21 protein-coding genes and 1 pseudogene are annotated in these 17,345 nt (G+C 61.9%); 16 read left to right on the forward strand and 6 right to left on the reverse strand.

The annotated features are described in order from the left end of the window. Positions 1-60 precede the first annotated feature (60 nt). Positions 61-972, forward strand: a complete 912-nt coding sequence (locus MSTE_RS08905; RefSeq protein ID WP_331712915.1) for a DUF6602 domain-containing protein — start codon at positions 61-63, stop codon at positions 970-972. Between the two features lie 5 nt (positions 973-977). Here MSTE_RS08905 and MSTE_RS08910 read toward each other — a convergent pair whose 3' ends face one another. Both MSTE_RS08910 and MSTE_RS08915 read right to left on the reverse strand, forming a co-directional pair. Continuing rightward, a complete protein-coding gene (locus MSTE_RS08910; protein ID WP_096500554.1) occupies positions 978-2,378 on the reverse strand; it encodes a site-specific integrase in 1,401 nt (466 codons plus the stop codon). A 2-nt stretch (positions 2,379-2,380) separates the two neighbouring features. Beyond that, positions 2,381-2,968 (reverse strand): hypothetical protein, encoded by a 588-nt coding sequence (locus MSTE_RS08915; protein WP_157997663.1) that lies wholly within the window; start codon positions 2,966-2,968, stop codon positions 2,381-2,383. A 58-nt stretch (positions 2,969-3,026) separates the two neighbouring features. On the opposite strand from MSTE_RS08915, the gene MSTE_RS08920 reads away from it, so the two are divergent. The 9 genes from MSTE_RS08920 to MSTE_RS08960 all read left to right on the forward strand — a co-directional run bounded on the left by MSTE_RS08920 (position 3,027) and on the right by MSTE_RS08960 (position 9,110). Continuing rightward, the gene (locus tag MSTE_RS08920) at positions 3,027-3,236 is read left to right on the forward strand and encodes a helix-turn-helix domain-containing protein (RefSeq protein ID WP_096500558.1); all 210 of its coding nucleotides are present in this window, start codon (positions 3,027-3,029) and stop codon (positions 3,234-3,236) included. Positions 3,237-3,383: 147 nt separating this feature from the next. Next, on the forward strand, positions 3,384-4,823 hold the full coding sequence (locus MSTE_RS08925) for an AAA family ATPase (RefSeq protein ID WP_157997664.1): 1,440 nt from the start codon (positions 3,384-3,386) through the stop codon (positions 4,821-4,823). 266 nt (positions 4,824-5,089) lie between these two features. Further along, the gene (locus tag MSTE_RS08930; protein ID WP_096500562.1) at positions 5,090-5,383 is read left to right on the forward strand and encodes a hypothetical protein; all 294 of its coding nucleotides are present in this window, start codon (positions 5,090-5,092) and stop codon (positions 5,381-5,383) included. Positions 5,384-5,437: 54 nt separating this feature from the next. After that, entirely contained in the window at positions 5,438-6,157 is a 720-nt protein-coding gene (locus MSTE_RS08935; RefSeq protein ID WP_096500563.1) for a hypothetical protein, read from the forward strand. Further along, on the forward strand, positions 6,154-6,480 hold the full coding sequence (locus MSTE_RS08940) for a hypothetical protein (protein WP_096500564.1): 327 nt from the start codon (positions 6,154-6,156) through the stop codon (positions 6,478-6,480). The genes MSTE_RS08935 and MSTE_RS08940 overlap by 4 nt, the downstream gene beginning before the upstream one ends. Before the next feature lie 99 nt (positions 6,481-6,579). Continuing rightward, the gene (locus MSTE_RS08945; protein WP_157997665.1) at positions 6,580-6,810 is read left to right on the forward strand and encodes a hypothetical protein; all 231 of its coding nucleotides are present in this window, start codon (positions 6,580-6,582) and stop codon (positions 6,808-6,810) included. Further along, positions 6,807-7,478 (forward strand): hypothetical protein, encoded by a 672-nt coding sequence (locus MSTE_RS08950; protein ID WP_157997666.1) that lies wholly within the window; start codon positions 6,807-6,809, stop codon positions 7,476-7,478. Before MSTE_RS08945 ends, MSTE_RS08950 begins: the two co-directional genes overlap by 4 nt. Before the next feature lie 291 nt (positions 7,479-7,769). Then, positions 7,770-8,366: a hypothetical protein gene (locus MSTE_RS08955; RefSeq protein ID WP_096500569.1), complete on the forward strand. Its 597-nt coding sequence runs from the start codon at positions 7,770-7,772 to the stop codon at positions 8,364-8,366. 42 nt (positions 8,367-8,408) lie between these two features. Further along, the gene (locus tag MSTE_RS08960; protein ID WP_096500571.1) at positions 8,409-9,110 is read left to right on the forward strand and encodes a hypothetical protein; all 702 of its coding nucleotides are present in this window, start codon (positions 8,409-8,411) and stop codon (positions 9,108-9,110) included. 231 nt (positions 9,111-9,341) lie between these two features. On the opposite strand, the gene MSTE_RS08965 is transcribed toward MSTE_RS08960, so the two are convergent. The 3 genes from MSTE_RS08965 to MSTE_RS08975 all read right to left on the reverse strand — a co-directional run bounded on the left by MSTE_RS08965 (position 9,342) and on the right by MSTE_RS08975 (position 10,875). Continuing rightward, positions 9,342-9,812 carry a hypothetical protein gene (locus MSTE_RS08965; RefSeq protein WP_096500573.1) on the reverse strand — a complete coding sequence of 157 codons (471 nt, stop codon included), beginning with the start codon at positions 9,810-9,812 and terminating at the stop codon, positions 9,342-9,344. A gap of 120 nt (positions 9,813-9,932) precedes the next feature. Further along, a complete protein-coding gene (locus tag MSTE_RS08970) occupies positions 9,933-10,427 on the reverse strand; it encodes a nuclear transport factor 2 family protein (RefSeq protein ID WP_096500575.1) in 495 nt (164 codons plus the stop codon). 28 nt (positions 10,428-10,455) lie between these two features. Further along, positions 10,456-10,875, reverse strand: coding sequence for a DUF6319 family protein (locus tag MSTE_RS08975; protein WP_408645876.1), 420 nt, complete (start codon positions 10,873-10,875; stop codon positions 10,456-10,458). A 588-nt stretch (positions 10,876-11,463) separates the two neighbouring features. On the opposite strand from MSTE_RS08975, the gene MSTE_RS08980 reads away from it, so the two are divergent. The 4 genes and pseudogenes from MSTE_RS08980 (at position 11,464) to MSTE_RS08995 (ending at position 15,023) form a co-directional block, all read left to right on the forward strand. Continuing rightward, a complete protein-coding gene (locus tag MSTE_RS08980) occupies positions 11,464-12,192 on the forward strand; it encodes an MspA family porin (protein WP_096500577.1) in 729 nt (242 codons plus the stop codon). Next, positions 12,192-13,469, forward strand: a complete 1,278-nt coding sequence (locus tag MSTE_RS08985) for a protein kinase family protein (protein WP_096500579.1) — start codon at positions 12,192-12,194, stop codon at positions 13,467-13,469. The genes MSTE_RS08980 and MSTE_RS08985 overlap by 1 nt, the downstream gene beginning before the upstream one ends. 169 nt (positions 13,470-13,638) lie before the next feature. After that, positions 13,639-13,773, forward strand: a pseudogene (locus tag MSTE_RS25940) (polymorphic toxin type 33 domain-containing protein); the annotation flags it as partial. A gap of 72 nt (positions 13,774-13,845) precedes the next feature. Continuing rightward, positions 13,846-15,023 (forward strand): IS3 family transposase gene (locus MSTE_RS08995; RefSeq protein WP_408645809.1). Its coding sequence is split into 2 segments (ribosomal slippage): positions 13,846-14,112 and positions 14,115-15,023, totalling 1,176 coding nucleotides; the frame shifts between segments, so codons are not numbered across the junction. Between the two features lie 6 nt (positions 15,024-15,029). Here MSTE_RS08995 and MSTE_RS25860 read toward each other — a convergent pair. Next, complete coding sequence (locus MSTE_RS25860; RefSeq protein ID WP_157997668.1) at positions 15,030-15,443, reverse strand: hypothetical protein; 414 nt, start codon at positions 15,441-15,443, stop codon at positions 15,030-15,032. A 189-nt stretch (positions 15,444-15,632) separates the two neighbouring features. Here MSTE_RS25860 and MSTE_RS09005 point away from each other — a divergent pair, with 189 nt between their 5' ends. Both MSTE_RS09005 and MSTE_RS25945 read left to right on the forward strand, forming a co-directional pair. Further along, on the forward strand, positions 15,633-16,343 hold the full coding sequence (locus MSTE_RS09005; RefSeq protein ID WP_157997669.1) for a hypothetical protein: 711 nt from the start codon (positions 15,633-15,635) through the stop codon (positions 16,341-16,343). 275 nt (positions 16,344-16,618) lie between these two features. Beyond that, positions 16,619-17,209 (forward strand): LppU/SCO3897 family protein, encoded by a 591-nt coding sequence (locus MSTE_RS25945; RefSeq protein ID WP_456300720.1) that lies wholly within the window; start codon positions 16,619-16,621, stop codon positions 17,207-17,209. Positions 17,210-17,345: the final 136 nt, after the last annotated feature.

Here is a 17,345-nt window from a genome sequence, read left to right on the forward strand (position 1 = left end):
TCGATACGTGTGTCGGGCAGATCCCGGAACTGGTAGGTCGATACCGTTGGTGCCGTGAGCATGCGTGCGGACAACCTGACGGGCTCCCGTTTTGAGGAGATCCTCATTCACCTTGAGACACAACTGCTCGCTGAACTGCCAAAGGCTCGGGCGGAGACAAGTCACGCTGGAGACAAAGGCGCCAAGGTCGAGGCTGCGACTCGCGATTTATTGAGCAAAAGGCTCCCGTCTCACCTATCGGTGGGTTGTGGGAAGGTCTACGACGCATTTGGCGGTGAGTCAGGACAGACCGACCTGGTTATCGCGAACCAAGACCAGCCGTTTACGTATCCCCGGCATGTGCCAGGCGAATATCTGCTTGAGGGAGTGTCCGCAGTTGGTGAGATCAAGTCCAAGTTGACCCTTTCGGAGGTCAAGAAGTCGATTGCTCTCGCGACTAAATACAAGTCGCTGCGACCGATTCGTCGCTCTACGGACAAGCCAAGCAACGTATCTCAGTACATGGACGAGACCGACGAAATGCCGCCGTTTTTTCTGCTTGCCTTTGAGAGTTCGGTCTCGATCACCAAATTGACAGAACTACTTAGTGCGGTGCCGGACGTGCCACCTCCGCCCGATAAGAGCTTCCCCGATGATCATCCACAGCCCCCGATTGATGCTGTATGCATCTTGGGAAAGGGGGTTCTCTGGAACCTGCGGTGCGGCGATGGCGGGATCAAGTTCGCCGTATCTAGCGGTCCTGACAAGGGGAGATTGATCACAGGCTGGTTCGGATTTGAAACCGCCGCGCCATTGGCTTGGACGTTAAGCTGGCTACATCTCGCAATGCCGAGGATTACTCGCAGCTACCCAGTTCTGGGTCCGTACATCGTGCCAGGTAATCGAGTCGTTACGTTCTCGCCGAGCGATTCGGGCGCAGCCACCTTGGAAGAATCAATCATTAAAGGCACTGCGCGGCAAGCGAAGTCCTGATTCGTTCAGCCTTTGACGAAGCCTCGTGACCGGCCCAGCAACGCATCACCGGCGGATGCCAGCGCGTCGTCGTACACGTGCCCGTAGACACGCAGCGTCATTGCCGGGTCGTGGCCCAACCACTTAGCGGTCGCGGCGACCGTAGTTCCGCCGTCAAGCAGCATGGTCGCGGCGGTGTGTCGTGCGTCGTGAAGCCGGATGACCGGCACTCCCGCGATCTCGCAATGGCTGCGGAACATTTTGGAATACGTCTCGGGTCGGATGGGAGTCCCATCCTCGGCGACGGCGACCAGGCCGGTATCCGGCCAGCATTCGCCAACGGCCAACCGTTCGGATGCCTGCTGTGTCTTGAGCGCCCGTAGTGCCGCCAAAATGTCGGCGGGCATAGGCAGCACCCGGCGTGAGCGCAGGGACTTTGGGTCGCCGGTTACGGTGCCCTGACCAGCGACAATGACGCGACCCTGGGCAATACTGACGGTCCCGGCGCTGAAATCAACGTCTGTCCAACGCAATCCCAGAACCTCGGATCGGCGCAGCCCGGCGAGTGTGAGTAGCCAGCACGCAACCAGGCGGTTATCGGTGACGTGCTCGCGGAACTGTGCCGCCGCTTCTGGTGTCCACGTGGACATTTCGCGGTTGGTGACCTTGGGCCGCTCGACTAGGCGGGCAACGTTGCGGGCCACCAGGCCGCGAGCCATGGCGTCATCGAGTGCATGCGACAGCACGCCGAGCATGGTCACGACAGTGCGGTTGCTGACCCCGCCTCCGACCTTGGGTCGCACTGGGTCGCCAGGCTGTGCGGCGGCATACCGACCGCGCCCGACCCGCAGCACGTCACCGCTGGCTACCAGCCGCTCTAAAGCCTTGGTTCCGGGATTGCCAAACGCGGCGAATAACTCGCCATACGCCGCACCATTGGGCTGTGCGCGTAGATAGGCGAGAACCTCAGCGCCGCGATGACCTCGCTTGTCGCGTTGTGCGGTTGGTTCACCGGACAGCCGCAGCGTGACCAATGAGTCAACATCGGCTGTACGCAGGTGTTGGAGAGGTATTGCTCCGAGATGCTCAATCACGGGCTTGAGGTGGTCGCGGTATCCGGCGCGGGTGTTGGGGCGCACGTCGCGCCGCCCATCGAGCCACTCGTTTAGGTACTCGGTGACGGTTGTCCGATCACGTCTGACAAACGTGCCCGCCGCGACTTCGGTAGTGACGCGCCGGTACTCGCTGCGGGCTTTGGCCAGTGTCGGAAAGGTGAAGCGTTGACGCTCACGCGATCCGTCGGGACGGATGCCAATGTCTACCTGAAATGCGTAGGTGGTGGTGCCGTTCTTGGCTGTCCGCTTAGTGATCGGATCGGTGCGCCGGGTTCGCTTACGCGGCTGTGGTGCTGCGGTGTCTTCGGGCATGGTCACTTCTCCTCGGTTGTAGCGGCTTCGTTGGTGGCCCAGTCGCGGGGGAGGAATCCACGACGTTTGGCCTCCGCGATCCAGCGGTCAACTGTCGGAATGGATGCCGGTCCGAGCTGTTCGCGGACGTATTCGCGTGGCCGCTCACCGATCGTGCGGGCAGCGATGAGTAGGTCGGCAACTTGCCGGTAGTGGACGTCATCCAACTTGCGGCGCTTGCCGCCGTCGGGTGCCCGCTCCGGCCGCAGGTCGAGAGTCGGATTGCGTAGTTCGGCCACAGTGGTAAACGCGCCATCCATGCGCGCGATCCACTGCGCCGCCGCATTGGCCAGTCGTCGCACCGGGACTTGCCGGATTGCGGCCGGACCGATCTCGACGGCGGTGATGTCGGCGGGGAGTAGGTGGAGTTCCACCAATTTCGGTGCACCGCTGCCTGTTTGAAGGCCTACTCGGTATCGGTGAGGATGCCCGACCAGACGCAGCTCAATCAGGCCGTCGGGGTTACCGCGCGTGCCGCTGACGCGGCGGATGCTCTCCGGAATCACGTCACCCTTGATCGCTCTCGGCTGGTAGCGACTATCAGAACTCATACAAAAACGATAGCAGATTGCCTGGACGAATATCACTTATCAGGGCACGATTGGGGGCATGACCACACAGATATCGCCCACGTTGGACGAATTACGAAGCGGCCCGCCGACTTTGAGTGTTGAGCAGGCGGGCCGGTACCTCGGTGTCAGCCGCGCCTACGCCTATTCGATGGCCCGCGAGGGGCGGCTGCCGGTGATCGAACTCGGCACCCGGCGCGTGCGGGTACCCACGGCAGCGCTGCTCAAAATGCTGGGCGATCGCGATTAGGACTCGGCGGCGACCTGGGCTCGGGCCTGTCCACAGCAAGCTCTAGCAGCCCGGTCGTCGTCGTGAATCACCTAGTTTGCGAAATGAAAATGAATACGCCCCCGGTTCCGACAACCGAGGGCGTATTCCGAGATGAGAGGCCGACCAGTGCCCCAACAGTCAAAGGTTACCGCGAATGCCGCCAATGGCGCGAGTGGCAACAAGGCTCCGTTTGGGTCCGTAGCAGTGGACCCGACCGCCGCAACCGCCGCGCGTTTGGATAAATGGCGTCCACACAGCTTCGCGGTAGCCGACCTCGGCACCGACGAGTGGGCACGTAATCTCCGGTTCAAGATCGAACGCACAAACGCTTACCGCAATCCCACTGTCGATGATCCGAAACTGTTTGTCCCCGGCCCCGATTGCGTGGCTGCGGGTGCCACCGACGGCCAGTTGAACGCGCTGCATCGACTGACGCCCAGTGAGGTCGCCGAGCTGCGAATTCGCGCCGCCGCGATCCGGCATGACTGCCGCAAACAAGTGGACGTGCTCGCTCGCAGCATCGCCAGCGAGCGCGACGCGGTGCCGACCCCTGAACCCGTTGGGCTCGATGCGCTGCTGACCGAGCCGGACGAGGACGCCGCCTATCGTGTCGGCGAACTGTGGCCGACCGGCGGCAGGGTGCTGCTGTCGGCGCCATACAAGGCGGGCAAATCGACGCTGGTGGGAAACGTAATTCGCGCACTGGCCGATGGCGGGCCGCTGCTGGGCCGGTTCGACACGACACCGGTCGGCAAGGTCGTGCTCATCGACACTGAACTGGACCGGCGCACCCTGCGCCGCTGGCTGCGAGATCAGGGCATCCGCAACACAGCGGTGGTATCGGTGGTCTCGCTGCGTGGTGCGGTGTCCGCATTCGACATTCTCGACCCCGCGACCCGTGCCGAGTGGGCTCAGCGCCTCGCGGGTGCCGATGTGGTGATTCTGGACTGCCTTCGCCCTGTGATCGACGCCTTGGGGCTGTCGGAGGACAAAGACGCGGGCAAGGTGCTGGTGGCGTTCGATGCGCTCCTGGCCGAGGTCGGCGCAGATGAGGGCATGGTGGTAACCCACATGGGCCACCAGAACGGCCCGGCCCGCGAACGTGCTCGCGGTGATTCACGCCTGATGGACTGGGCCGACTCACTGTGGAAGATCGTTCGGGGCGGCGACGACACCGACGACGACACCGCGCGTTCGTCGTTCTTCTCCGCACTGGGGCGTGATGTGGCGCTGCCGGAAGGCAAGTTGGCGTTCAACTCCGACACACGGCATCTGACCTTTGAGGGTGGCAGCCGCCGTGACTCGGTAGGCCGTGAGGCTGTACCGGAGCTGCTGGCGATGGTCGCCGCCGAACCCGGCATGTTGTCCAAGCGCGCCGCCGTGGAGCGGCTGATGGACGACCACGGCGTCGCCCGGTATGTCGCCCGGTCTGCCGTTGACGCCGCTGTGAAAGACAAGTCGGTGATCGTGATTCCGGGGGCTCGCCGCGCTCAACTTCTCGCACCGGCAGGCGACGACGCACCGCCAATCGACCCGTTATTCCATGCCCTGGACACCCCGAAATGACATCGAGTGAACGAGTGCGCCGTCAGTGTGCCGGGCACAGTCGTGCAGTAGTGCGCCAGTGTGCCTATAGGGCACTGGCACTACTGCGCACGCACAGGGCAGTGAAATTCTCCGGCGCACTGGCGCACTCGAAGCCGAGATGTGAAGAGGCGGTGGCAGCGGTGACGTAAACCGAATCAGTCCGCGCGCGGTGCCTCGGCTGCGTGCGGCGGCGGCAAGACAGACAGACCAGAAATCCCAACACATTCAGAATCGAGGAACGAATCATGAGCCATCCGACACCCGACCCCGACATCCGCGCGGCGATCTTGAATGCGCTCACCGACGAGTATCAGCCGTGGGCAGCCGTGCGGCGGCGCATCCCTGGCAGCGACGAGACCCTGACGGCGGTTCTTCACGAGATGTTCGAGGACTACCGACTCACTCTCATGAAGATCAGCGGCTCCCCGATAGTGCGACTGGTGTCTGACCTCGACCTGATGGGTGCCGCCGCTGAGCGAGACCGTCTGCGTCAGATGGGCTGGCCGCGTTCCCGCTGCCGCGAATTTCTCGCGGTCTGACCCCGCACACATGTCCGGCTTAACCTGTCCGACCCCTAGAAAGGACGACACATCATGTCCATCCCCGACAGGCCCGAGGCCGAGGAGAGGCAGCGCGCCGCCCACGCGCTGGACCTTCGGACTTCCGGCATGACGTATGCGGCCGTGGCCGTCGAACTCGGATACTCCGACGAGAGCGGTCCACGAAAGGCGGTGGACCGGCTGCTATCTCGCATCGAGCACGAGGGCGCGTCCGAGCTCCGTCAACTGGAGGGGCAGCGCCTTGACGCCATGCAGCGGGCCATTTGGACACAGGCATGCGAAGGCGATATTGATTCGATCAAGGCGGTGCTGAGCGTCATGGCCCGACGCGCCAAGTTGTTCGGCATCGATGCGCCGCAGCGTGTGCAAGTGGGCGCTGATCCGGTCTCGGACCGGCAGTACGCCGAGCGGCTGACCGAACTCGTCGGTGGACTGAACCCTCGCAGCCTGCGCGACATTCTGGCGCAGTCTCCCGGCGGTGGGCCTGTGCTGGCTGCTGCGCGCCGAACGGCATCAGGTGCGGAAGATTCCCCGCCGGAGGCAGATTCGCCACTCTGCGGCCCGCTCAGCGGCGAAACGGGGACTCTTGACGAGGGTTGGTCCAATGTGGGCGGCGCTGATGGTGCTCTCACCCCCTTGCCGGATGAACCAGACGACGCCGACGATTTCAGCGACGTTCCACCGGCGGTCGCGGTGGCAGCGGAGAAGGCAGCGATGGCGGTCGTCGCCGACTGGCGAGGTGCGCACCGATGAATCGAAACTGGCTGGGGAGGCTGCGGGATCGCGGGGCCTCCACGCCCGAACCCTCTTCGGTTCCAACCGAAGAGACCACCATCGCCCCGGACGAAGCACGGACGGAAGTCGAGGAATCGGAGACCTCGACGGGCGAACCGGTTCGGCTGTTCGGATCGCAATACCGGATCAAGATCGATCAGGCCGACGTGATCGCCGAGCGCTTTGGCCCCTCGGGCATCGGGCGCACCGTCGGAGGCAATGGCACCGACCGGTTCCGACGGCGGCGCGACGCTATGGTGCGCAGTCGGGGTTATGGCGAGGTCCTATTCGGCGACGACTAGGGAAAATCGCGAAAGGTGTTGCGCAAGGCGGTATTTAAGACTCGCCGATAAGGTGGCAGTCGCCGCTGCGGTGCACCGTCGAGTGTCACGATGGACTGCATGAACGCGACAATCGTTGACCCCGCGAGCCGTTCGGCGTCGAGCTGGAGTGCCACCCTCGCGTCGTTGAAATCGCGCGGAGCGCCGGACACCGACGCCCGCGTCATCGAGGCCCGCCAAGGCCTCGCCTTCCATCGGGTTGCCCGAGCCGTCGAGCGCGAACGGGGGCAGCTCAGCCGTGCTGGTGCCGAACGCCTTCGCTCGGCGATCAGCGAGGCGGTGACCTCGTGAATCTCCGGACGCTGCGCAACCGACCAGCCGCCCCGAAGGCACCACCGTCACCTGTGTTCTCGCAGGCTGAGCTACGGGGGCGGCGTCGGAAGCACCTCCCGATCCACCTGGGCGGGTCCTGGTCACTGAGCGGCGAAGTTCGTGAGGTCTGCGGACCGGTCGCACACGAAGTGTCGAGACTGCCCAGGCCCTCGGCGGTTCGCAAGGGCGTTGACGGGGTGGCCGATGCGGTCGCGGACGTTGTCGCGGCATCCGCGCAGCTGTTGCTAACATCGAATGCGCCGGACAGCACCCGACAGGCTGCGGCCGATATTCTCGCCCGCCCGCACGTGCCTGAAATCACCGCTGAGCAGCTCTCCAGCGGAACGTGGGCGCATATCCTGGCTACCTATGCCGATCAGGTCAGCACCCCGCTTGCAAAGTTGCTGGCAAGTGCACATCCTCCGGGTGCCGACGCGCTGCGGGGCAACCCGAGCGCCTCCGAGCGGATCGAGAGAGCGCTGCGTGGGCTGGATGCGGCGGTGCTGGTTCTGGAGCGGGCGCTGCCGAGAATCGCTGAGCGGCAAGCGCTCCCGAGTATTTCGGAGTTCAACGCCGCGCTGCGGGCTCAGGTTGACGCCGAACGCCAAGCGCGAGTTGAACGCAAGCTGACGGGGGTGCCCTCATGAGTTATCACCCGCCCGAAACACCTGGTCAGTGCCGTATTTGCGCGGGGCCATGCGCGACATACAAGGGTTCCGTCCACCGCTGGACCTGCGTGAGCTGCTTGACCGCGTACATCGCGAACGGTGCTCAACGTCGCACCGAACGTGAGCACCAAGGGCCGGTCCTGCGCCACCGCTCCGAAACTATCTCTCCAGTGCGATGAAAGGTGACCCCGAGGTCGGTCGCGGTCTGGCTGCGGGCCGCGCGGCCAACCTCGGGATTCACCGCACCCAACTCACAGAACGGATATCGCAATGACGATCACCACCACACCCCGCCTGCCGACCCGCGCCGATCTGGCGCGGCGGCTTAAAACCCGTGAGCTTGATGAACTCGACATTGCCGTGCATGAGGCGGCGCACACCGTCTCCGGCATCCTGAGCGGCGGCACCCTGGCCACTGCCTTGGTCACCCGTCCGGGCCGCGTCGTCCAGCACGTCCATGGCCTCACCAAGTTCCGTAATACGTTTGACCCCTACGCCCATGCGAACGTTGCCTATTGCGGGCCGTGGGGGCAGGCCACGTGGCTTGACGGCCTGCGCCGTCCCACGGTGGCGACGGTGGACGCGCTGCTGGCAGCTGGTGGGCGATGCGACGCCGCCGCCATCGACGCGTCGGGGGGTATGCGCCGAACCATCGACGTACCCGCACTAGAGCACCTGATGGGCCGCTGCTGGCCGAACGTCCTCGGTCTGGCAGGGCAGCTGTACTCACGCGGTGAGATCACCCACGACGACGCCCTCGCCGCGCTTGGATTGAGCCGCGATAACGCCCCCATGGGCCTGGCATGCATCAAGGCCGGAGAACGGCCTGGCACCTTCCGAATCCACGAGCCGCACATGCGCTTCTGATTCGCGTACTTCCGTCGGCGGCGTGACGTATGGTCCGCCGATGTGACCACCGAAAACGCCGATGACAAGGCTAGTTTGCCTGCCAATTCCAAGATGAGCCGCGCGGAGTTGTTCGCTCTGCTCGGCGCGGTGTTCGGCGTCCTCCCGATCTTGCTCTGCGCGATGCGAGTGATGATCGTGGCGCGCGGCGAACTCAACTCGCTGCGCACGCTAGTGCAGAACCTCGACGTGAAGGCGTTGGTGCTCGCCACCCTTCTTCCTGTCGGCGGCACTGTGATGCTCTGGGTGCAATTCGCTCTGCTCATGTCGTTGTTAACAAAAGGCGCTCATGATCAGTATAAAAGAATCCTTGGGACATCGTTTATATGTTTGCTCCCATTCACTATTGCCATCCTGGGGATTGGCACGCCGACGCGCCAGTTGCTCATAAACATCGCGCTACTGGTCTTGCTCATCATCGCGATGCTTGCGGCAAACAGGATGCGAGGAATGCTAAGGAGCCTGGTCATCTGGTTGTGTGCCGTTGGGATGATGGTCGGCGTGGCCGCAGTAGTTGGCACCGTCGTTACCCAAAGCGACTTGTGGGTTCCTTTTGAACGCATCGCGCTGGAGGACGGATCGGTTGTCGAGGGGTACATCCTCGGTGTGGACGAGGAATGGACCCGCTACATGGACTCGCGTGACCGCAGCATTCATATCGTTCACACCGACAAGGTGAAGACACGCGACCTGATCAACAGATGACGGGTGCTCCGCGAACGCCCGTTCGATTCAACCCCCGCTGTGCCGAGAGTGTGCCAAGACGCACATATTCGTGCGGTCACGCAGTGGAAAAATCGATACCAAACCCGCTGCCTTGCATGCGGTTATGTGGACGCGATGACACGTACGGATACGCACTAGACGGTGCTAATCGCATTTACACACCAGCGGTCGGGGGTTCGAAACCCTCCGCGCCCACCAAGAAGTGCGGGTCTATCTCGCTGTCTGCCACAGTTGTGGTCGCGTTCTTTCGAGGTAGTTCCCCAGATCTGTCAGAGCCTGGCTTGCCGATCCGCTGTAGAAGCGATACAGGAAACGTTCGTGGGGATCGGCGGTCTGCACCCCAGACAGGTTCCAGTTCAGGATCGTGCCTCCGTAATGGTCTGTGAATGCCACCTGTTGTACCCACCGAGCAGACGGTCCGCGCGAGGCCTCCGCTTCTAGCGTGGTGACCCAAAGCTTTTGTGGTTCAACCGCAATGACCTTGCAATCGAAGTTGCCATTAAAGCGCGTGCCCAAGATCGGCAGACATCTGAGGTTGAACTTTTTGCCGACAACGGGTTCGTAGCCGGTTGCGTCGAACGACCAAAGACCGGGCTCGTCGGGGGCGGGATCTTCGAGGCCCACGAAAACGGACCACACTCTATCCACGGACGCCGGGTAGCAACGCTTGATGAACGGCATGTGACCTCTCGATGCGCCTTTGCCCGACCGCGCCTCACTCTACTGGGGCCACATTGAGAGATTTGCTGGGGTGTCGAAAGGTCGATAGGGGCGCCGACGGGTCGCTAAAGGCCGACGTCGTCAGAACATTGTGTTGCCGTTGGCCGACTCCGCCGGAACGTCCTGAATCACGTCCCAGTGCTCGACGATCTTGCCCCCATCAACGCGGAAGATGTCGACTACCGCTTGTCCGCGGTCCTGCGGATCGTTGGTCGAATGCACGTGCAGGTAGACCAAATCGCCGTCGACCGCGCTGCGCACGACCTTGGCCGCGGCCCCAGGATGCTCGGCGAAGAATCCCGCGAAGTAGGACACGAACGGCGCCTTGCCGTCCGGCACATCGGGGTTGTGCTGCCGGTAGTCGTCGGTCACTACCTCGGCGGCCTGCTGCACCTCGTGCTTGTTGAAGAACCGGTCGTAGAAGTTGAGGACCAGCTGACGGTTGGCCTCTTGGCGGCCACTATCGCGCCCGTCGGATGCCGAAACGTCCGAATGCCCGCATGCGGACACGAGGCCGCCGGTGCCGGATAACGCCAGCGCCAGCGCGACAGTAGCCAGGGTCAGTGGTCTTCTCATCTCGCTACTTTCCCATCCCACACGAGGCTCAGTCCAAGTCGGCGAGAGCCTTGCGTGCGGCCTCGAGTTCGGCTTCCAGAGCGGCGACCTTGGCAGCCTGCTGGGATCGCGCTTCCTCGATTACCGCGTCGATGGGGGTGGAGAGATCCTCGTGCAGTTCCTTGGCGGCGCGCGAGACGGCGGCCGCCGCGACGGCTAGGTTGCGAGCCAGGTAGGTGCTGCCCTGTTTGAGTTCGGCGTGCCATTCGCCGTCGGCGGTACCGGTGACGGTGAGGGTTAGTTCGAGAGTCTTGGTTCTCTTGCCCGTGGCCTTTTTCGGGGTCGCCTTCTGCGGCTGCTCCTCGGTGGGAGCTTCGGCGATCGGCGCAACAGGGCTCACCAGAACCTCGGAAGTGCTTGGCTCGGTGTCCAATACGTCTACCGCTGGAGTGTCTACAGTCATCGTCACAATCGGCTCCTTCTGAAGTTTCGCGCGCGGGTGGCGGGCAGTGGGAGTCATTAGAACACACGTTCGATAGATCGGGGCAACTCGCCGCGCACGCGGTTGGGCTCGCTCGCGGTGGGGCGCACGACGCTCCGCGTGCTCATCAGCGCCGGTTAGCAGGCAAACACCTCAGGGTTGCCTTCCAGCAACCGCGGGCACGGACTCCTGTTCATGTTTGAGTCACAGCGAAGACCGCCTCTCGCGATATTTCCGCAGATCCAGGCTGGCTGAGTGACCTAATCCTCTGGTGGCTTGCCGAGTCGTGCGTTGGGTGTTCGCTGCGGTCGCTCCGGAAAGGTTTCCGGTAACGATGCTGACACCTTTTTGCTCCTATTGCCGGTGACCTCGTCATAGTTCGCGATCTTGAAGGCGCAAACTGTGACGAAACAGTCTCAGTGTTGACAAGAGAGGGTCTCGGCCTTAGATTCTGCACCATTGCCATGTGATGTGTTTTCGCAGGAAGACGCATTGAGTGGCATTGCCCCTCAAAGGGCAAGTGCACGGGGGTTCGACCCGATCGGGTTAGGACGGGACACGGAGGGGTTCGGTTTCATGAAGTTGCCATATTTGGCACGTCGAAGCTGTTTCACTTCCATCGCAGCGTCTGTCGCTGCTGCGATGGGGCTTATGGTGGGCGTTTCTGACGCCGCTGCGGATCCGCAGGGGATGCCGGACCAGTACCAGCAGTTCGTCACGGACGACGGCTGGACAGTTGGTCTGACGCTGACCAACGAGGTCATCGATCACATCGACAACATCGCGGGTGCGAGCAACTCTTGGCAGGCGCGCGTGTCCTATCGAGCAGAAGCAACTATCACGGGCTCGGGGTCCGCTGTCATTCAAGATGCGCAGTTGGAGACCGGGTACTTCGTGGGTTGCCGCACCGACTCCTCGTCGGGTGTGGAGTTGGGCGGCGATCTCGGTTTGACGCTCTCGCAGCAGGTCTTTGGCCAGGGCTATGGCGGTGGCTACGGACAGGGCAGTCAGAGCGGTGGCGGTGGTGGCGGCTTCGGTGGTGTGTCGGGCGGTGGTTCGTTGGGTGCCCAGGAGCACATCGGCGGCTACATGCGCGTGCTGCTCAAGCCAGGTGGTCTGGCTCAGCTGCCGATGGACCGGATCAACTTCCGGAACATGCGGGCGGTCTCGCAGGTGCGTAACCAGAACGTCGAAGCCGATGGTTGCGGTGGCCAGGTGAAGATCCAGTCCTTCGCGACGTTCCGGATCCGCACCGAGAACGGCAACGACACCCAGACCATCTACGGCGAGCCCAAGGATCTGTGATGACTATCCGTACCCGTGGTGCCGCGCTGATGGTCGCGCTGGCTTTCGTTTCAGCAATCGTGATGGGTTCTGCTCCAAGGACTTTGGCAGACCCCATCCAGCCGCCGCCCCCGAAGCCGATTCCGTATCCGGTGGCCCAGCCCGATGATCTGCCGCGCATATCCCCGATCGGTGGGGCTCAGGTGAAGACGAACACGCCGTTGGGCCTCGGGCCGGGAACCGGTCGGCCGTTGGCGGCGGGACGTGAACGCTCCAACGTCACGATCTCGCCATCGCCGACCGATGGCACCCACCTGCCGACGGCGATCGCCGGTAAGGATGTCGTCCTGCATCTGCCGCAGGAGCGTGAGCTCACACCGGCGCAGTGGGGAGACGGTGGCGCGGCGACTTTCACCTCTCGTGACACTGATTACCGGATTTCCCCGTTCGCCGGGGGTGGTGCCGATGTGAATATCATCCGGCGCACCATCTTCACGCCGGAGAACTTCACCTTCGGCCTGCGGGTTCCTGAGGGCACCCACGTGCGCCAGGGGAGCAATGTGGTGCTGGTTGAGTCCGACGCCGCGCCGGGACTGCCGGCCACGACTATCGCGACGTTGTCGGTACCGGTGGCACGCGATGCCAAGGGCAATCCGGTGCAGGTGAACCCGGTGATCCACGGCGACTACATGTACCAGCAGTCCAACTTGGCGCTGGATCTTGGACCCGCGGACATCTTCGCGTTCCCGATCACGATCACGCTTTCCTACCGGGCGTCGTCGATCCCGGCCAGTGGTCAGCTGGCCACTGACTGGGAGGGGCTGCCCGAGGGTGGTGGCCCGCCAGAGGCGAAGAAGGCCGCGCAAATCATTGGTGCACCAGGCGATTACGTGGTTGATCCCGGCGGTGCTTACCGGCCTGCCAGTGTTGATCCGGTGCTGTACGCCCAGCGGCATGCCGATCGCTGCCTGTCCGGGCCCAACGAGTTCCGATCCGAGGACGGACGGACGGCCGACTTCTGGACTTCATGCCAGCGGCAGGCGATGTGCCTGGATGTCACGCCGGCCCAGATGTCGGTGGATGTGTGCAAGAACCAGGCGTTCGCCAACATGTCGGCGCAGTGCACCGCCACGTTTGGGCAGACTGGGCCCGACTACGAGGCATGCCTCAACGTCGCCAACGGTCATGCGGCGTGGTCCAAGGAGAACTTGCTAGGCGGTTGGGTATGTCAACCCGCCGGGCCAGGTGCCAACACCAGGTTCTTGCCCTCGAACAACAACCGTTACTGCAGTAGCTGATTGGTAGGGGAGAACTGCTATGACGCCAATGAAGTCGCATAAGGCACAAATTCCCGCAGGCCTCCGGCGCGCGCTGGCTGCTGTGGCGATTATTGCTGTGGCGATGTCGGGCTGGCAGCTAAACACGAACTCCCCAAATGGGATTGGCGTGATGGGTCTGCCCGGCGCGACCGCTGATCCGACCGGTCCTCCGGGGCCGACTGGTGATCCAGGCGGCATGAATGGCGGTCAGTTCCAGCCGCCAGGTCTGCCACCGCAGCAGTCGGACTACCAGGGCGGTATCAACCAACCGCCGCTCGATCAGAAGGGTCTGGTGCACGGATAGGTGACAACTGAGATGGCTTGCCCTGTGGGGTGGGCCTGGAAGGATGTCGCTGTGCCGAAGCCGTTTCCTGCAGAGTTCCGTGCCGATGTGGTGCGAATTGCCCGTGATCGCGATGCTGGTGTGACGTTGGAGCAGGTCGCTGCTGATTTCGGTATTCACCCGATGACGCTGTCGAAATGGATACGCCAATCCGATGTCGATGAGGGGGTTCGCCCTGGTGTGACCGCCACTGAGTCCGCCGAGAACCGCGAACTCAAGAAGCGAGTCCGGTTGCTGGAGCAGGAAAATGAGGTGTTGCGGCGGGCGGCGGCCTATTTGTCGCAGGCCAACCTCAAGCTGGGTCAGTCCCCAAAATGATGTACCCGCTCGTTCGTGAGCTGGCCGCCGACGGTGTTCCCGTCACGGTGACGTGCCGGGTCCTCAAAATCGCTCGTCAGCCATTTTATCGCTGGTGTGCTGGCCCGGTCACTGGAACTGAGTGGGTGCAAGCGTCAGTGACGAACGCGGTCTATGACGCCCACCGTGATGACCCCGAGTTCGGCTACCGATTCCTCGCTGATGAAGTCCGGGCCGCGGGAATCGCTGTGTCTGACCGGACGGTGTGGAAACGCTGCCGCGAGAACCGCTGGTGGTCGGCATTCGGCAAGAAACGCAGCCGTGTCGGCAAGAAACCAGGCCCACCTGTTCACAACGATCTGGTATGCCGCAATTTCACCGCAACCACCCCAAACATGTTGTGGTTGACCGATATCACCGAACACCGGACCAGCGAAGGCAAGCTCTATCTGTGCGCGATCAAGGACGTGTTCTCCAACCGCATCGTCGGCTATTCCATCAGTAACCGCATGAAAGCTGCCCTAGCGGTGACCGCGCTCAACAATGCGGTGGCCCGCCGTGGCGATGTGAGTGGGTGCATCGTCCACAGCGACCGGGGCAGCCAATTTCGGTCCCGAAAATTCGTGCATACCCTCAACCGGCACAACATGATTGGCTCCATGGGCCGGATTGGCGCCGCCGGTGATAACGCCGCGATGGAGTCCTTCTTTTCCCTGCTGCAAAAGAACGTCCTGAATCGGCGCCGATGGAACACCCGCGACGAACTACGGACAGCGATCGTGACCTGGATCGAACGCACCTACCACCGCCGCCGACGCCAACCCGCCCTCGGCAAGTTGACCCCCATCGAATACGAGACCATCATGACCACACCGGCCAATCAGGCCGCCTAAAGACTGTCACCTATCCGTGCAGCAGACCCGAACAATGGCATCTCGATCTACAACACCGGTGCTCAGGGGGCGCCCCAGCAGGCTGGGCAGCAAGGCGCGCAGCAAGGCAACCCGGGTCAGCAGCCTCAGCACGGAACTCAGATACCTGATTACCAGACGGCAACTCCGTACACCCAAGGGCCCGGCAAAGCGAACCCGGACTATCAAGCACCGCAACAGGGAAACCAGGCGCAGCAGCCGCAACAAGGCCAGCAACAGCAGCCTTCTGAGAACTCGTCCAACGACTCGGAGGGGCAGCAGAATGACTCGAACAAAGAATGCCAGGAAGTAGCGGAGTATCTCGATATCGCTGAGCCGGTCACGTCCACGGCTGGTGCCGCTGGGCAGCGTATCGGTGGCCAGATTCAGCCTGGCCGTCACAATTCTCCAGGCGGCGGGTGCGAATGTAGCGGAAAACCAGCTCAGAAGCAGCAAGCGAACGACCAAAACGGCGATGAGACCGAAGATCAGAACAACGCATGCGGTGACCGTGCCGGCTATTCCAATCCGCTCGCATCGGCACCTGTTGCTCAGTCGCCGGACAGTCCGTATCAGCGAGGCTTTTGGCTCGTGGATTGGAGCAAAACCGGCCAGATTCCTAGTTCAATCGCTATCGACCCAAATACGCCGGGATACACCGGTGGTACAACAGTTCCTGACATAAATAGTCCTTCAAGCTTAAAGCATGTATACGCGTTCCGTATTGTTGGTGCGAGCCCGGCGGGAAACCCAACTACATTGAACTCCGGTGGCATTGACTATCCGGCTCAATACATGAATTTCTCCTACGAGATGATGACCTATGAAGTGTTGGCTACTAAGAACCGGGCTGGCAAGTTTGCCTATCCGCTGACCCTATCCTTCGATTGGAAACCGGTCACGCAAGGGCAGATGGCGCAAGAAATAGGAAAATACAAGGATGTGATGGAGAGTGATCCCACCCATTCGCCATTCGACATTCCGCAGCCTGGATTTAGTAAACGTCCGTTCTGGGCGCGACCCGAGACGCTCTATGGCCACTTTAAGAAGCATGTTTTGGACAAGCACGAGTTCAGCTCGAACTCGCCATTGGAATATGCGATGGAAGGAGACAAGTTGCGCGACAGGGCGACCAGCCTTCCGACGAAGTTTGATGCAAGCACATGTAAGTATTTTGTGTATGACAAAGCCACAAATACATTTGGTGCATACAATGCGCTGGACTGGTCTACACGAACGGTGTTCAAGCCCACTCCGCCGGATTACTTTGACAAACAGCCTGGAGTTATAATTCAGCGATGACCCGACACTATCGATGCCCCGTATGTGGGTTTCCGGGGCTGCAATCAATGCCTCGGAATGGGCTTAGTAGTTCTGAGGAAATATGCCCATCCTGCAATTTTCAGTTCGGCTTCGATGATCTCAGTGAAGGCTATTCCGATGCCGAGTGGCGAGATCGCTGGGTGGCTGCAGGTATGCAGTGGAATGGTGGTCCCGATCTGCCGCCACCGGCGAATTGGGATCCGGAGAAACAGCTATCAGAACTGCTTCGTGATTAGGGAAAACGGGGGACCAAGATGTGTACGGTTAGAGGAATATCAGCAACCATAGCGGTTGTCGTCACTTCATTGGTATTAGCTTCCTGTGGCTCCGAGGTGAATTCAGATAGTAGCACCTCGCCGACGGCTGTCTCCGCTGGTTCCAGTAGTAAGAAGCCGGACACTGACTTCGGCAATATTGCAGGGCAATTTCCGCAGACACCTGATGTCTCTGCGCCAGATATTCGGCGGGGCGATTGCGTTGCCCTCACGGGGTCGGCGGCTCACTCCAGCCTTAGCGTTGTGGAGTGCGGGTCCACAGAGAACAACTACCGTGTAGTGCAGATCACCAGGAAACCATGGGAGTGTGTGAATGACGCCGATCAGCACTATTACAAAAACAAGGATGGCTCGGAGTTCAGCCTCTGCCTCGACTATGCCTGGGGATCAAAGGATTGTCTCTTGATGTCGGATCACGGTGTGACGCGATCTAAATGCGAGCACAATGCAGCTGGCAGGGTGGAAAGGCCGCTTACCGTTGTCGAGAACGCGAGCAATATTACGGTGTGTCCGACGGGCGGATACCCGCATCCCACCCGTCGATTTGTAGTCTGCGCGGAAAGTATTTGAGATGACACTGATAGACCACAGATCGTGGTGGCTAACGCTGGCGCTTCTCGGAGCGGTATGTGTCACAGCGTGTACACCAGAGGCCGACACGCCGAGGGAGCAGGCAGCGGCGCCTACCGGCATCCAGGTTGAGCCG

The sequence above is a fragment of the [Mycobacterium] stephanolepidis genome (assembly GCF_002356335.1).
In the GTDB taxonomy this organism is placed as follows: Bacteria; Actinomycetota; Actinomycetes; order Mycobacteriales; family Mycobacteriaceae; genus Mycobacterium; species Mycobacterium stephanolepidis.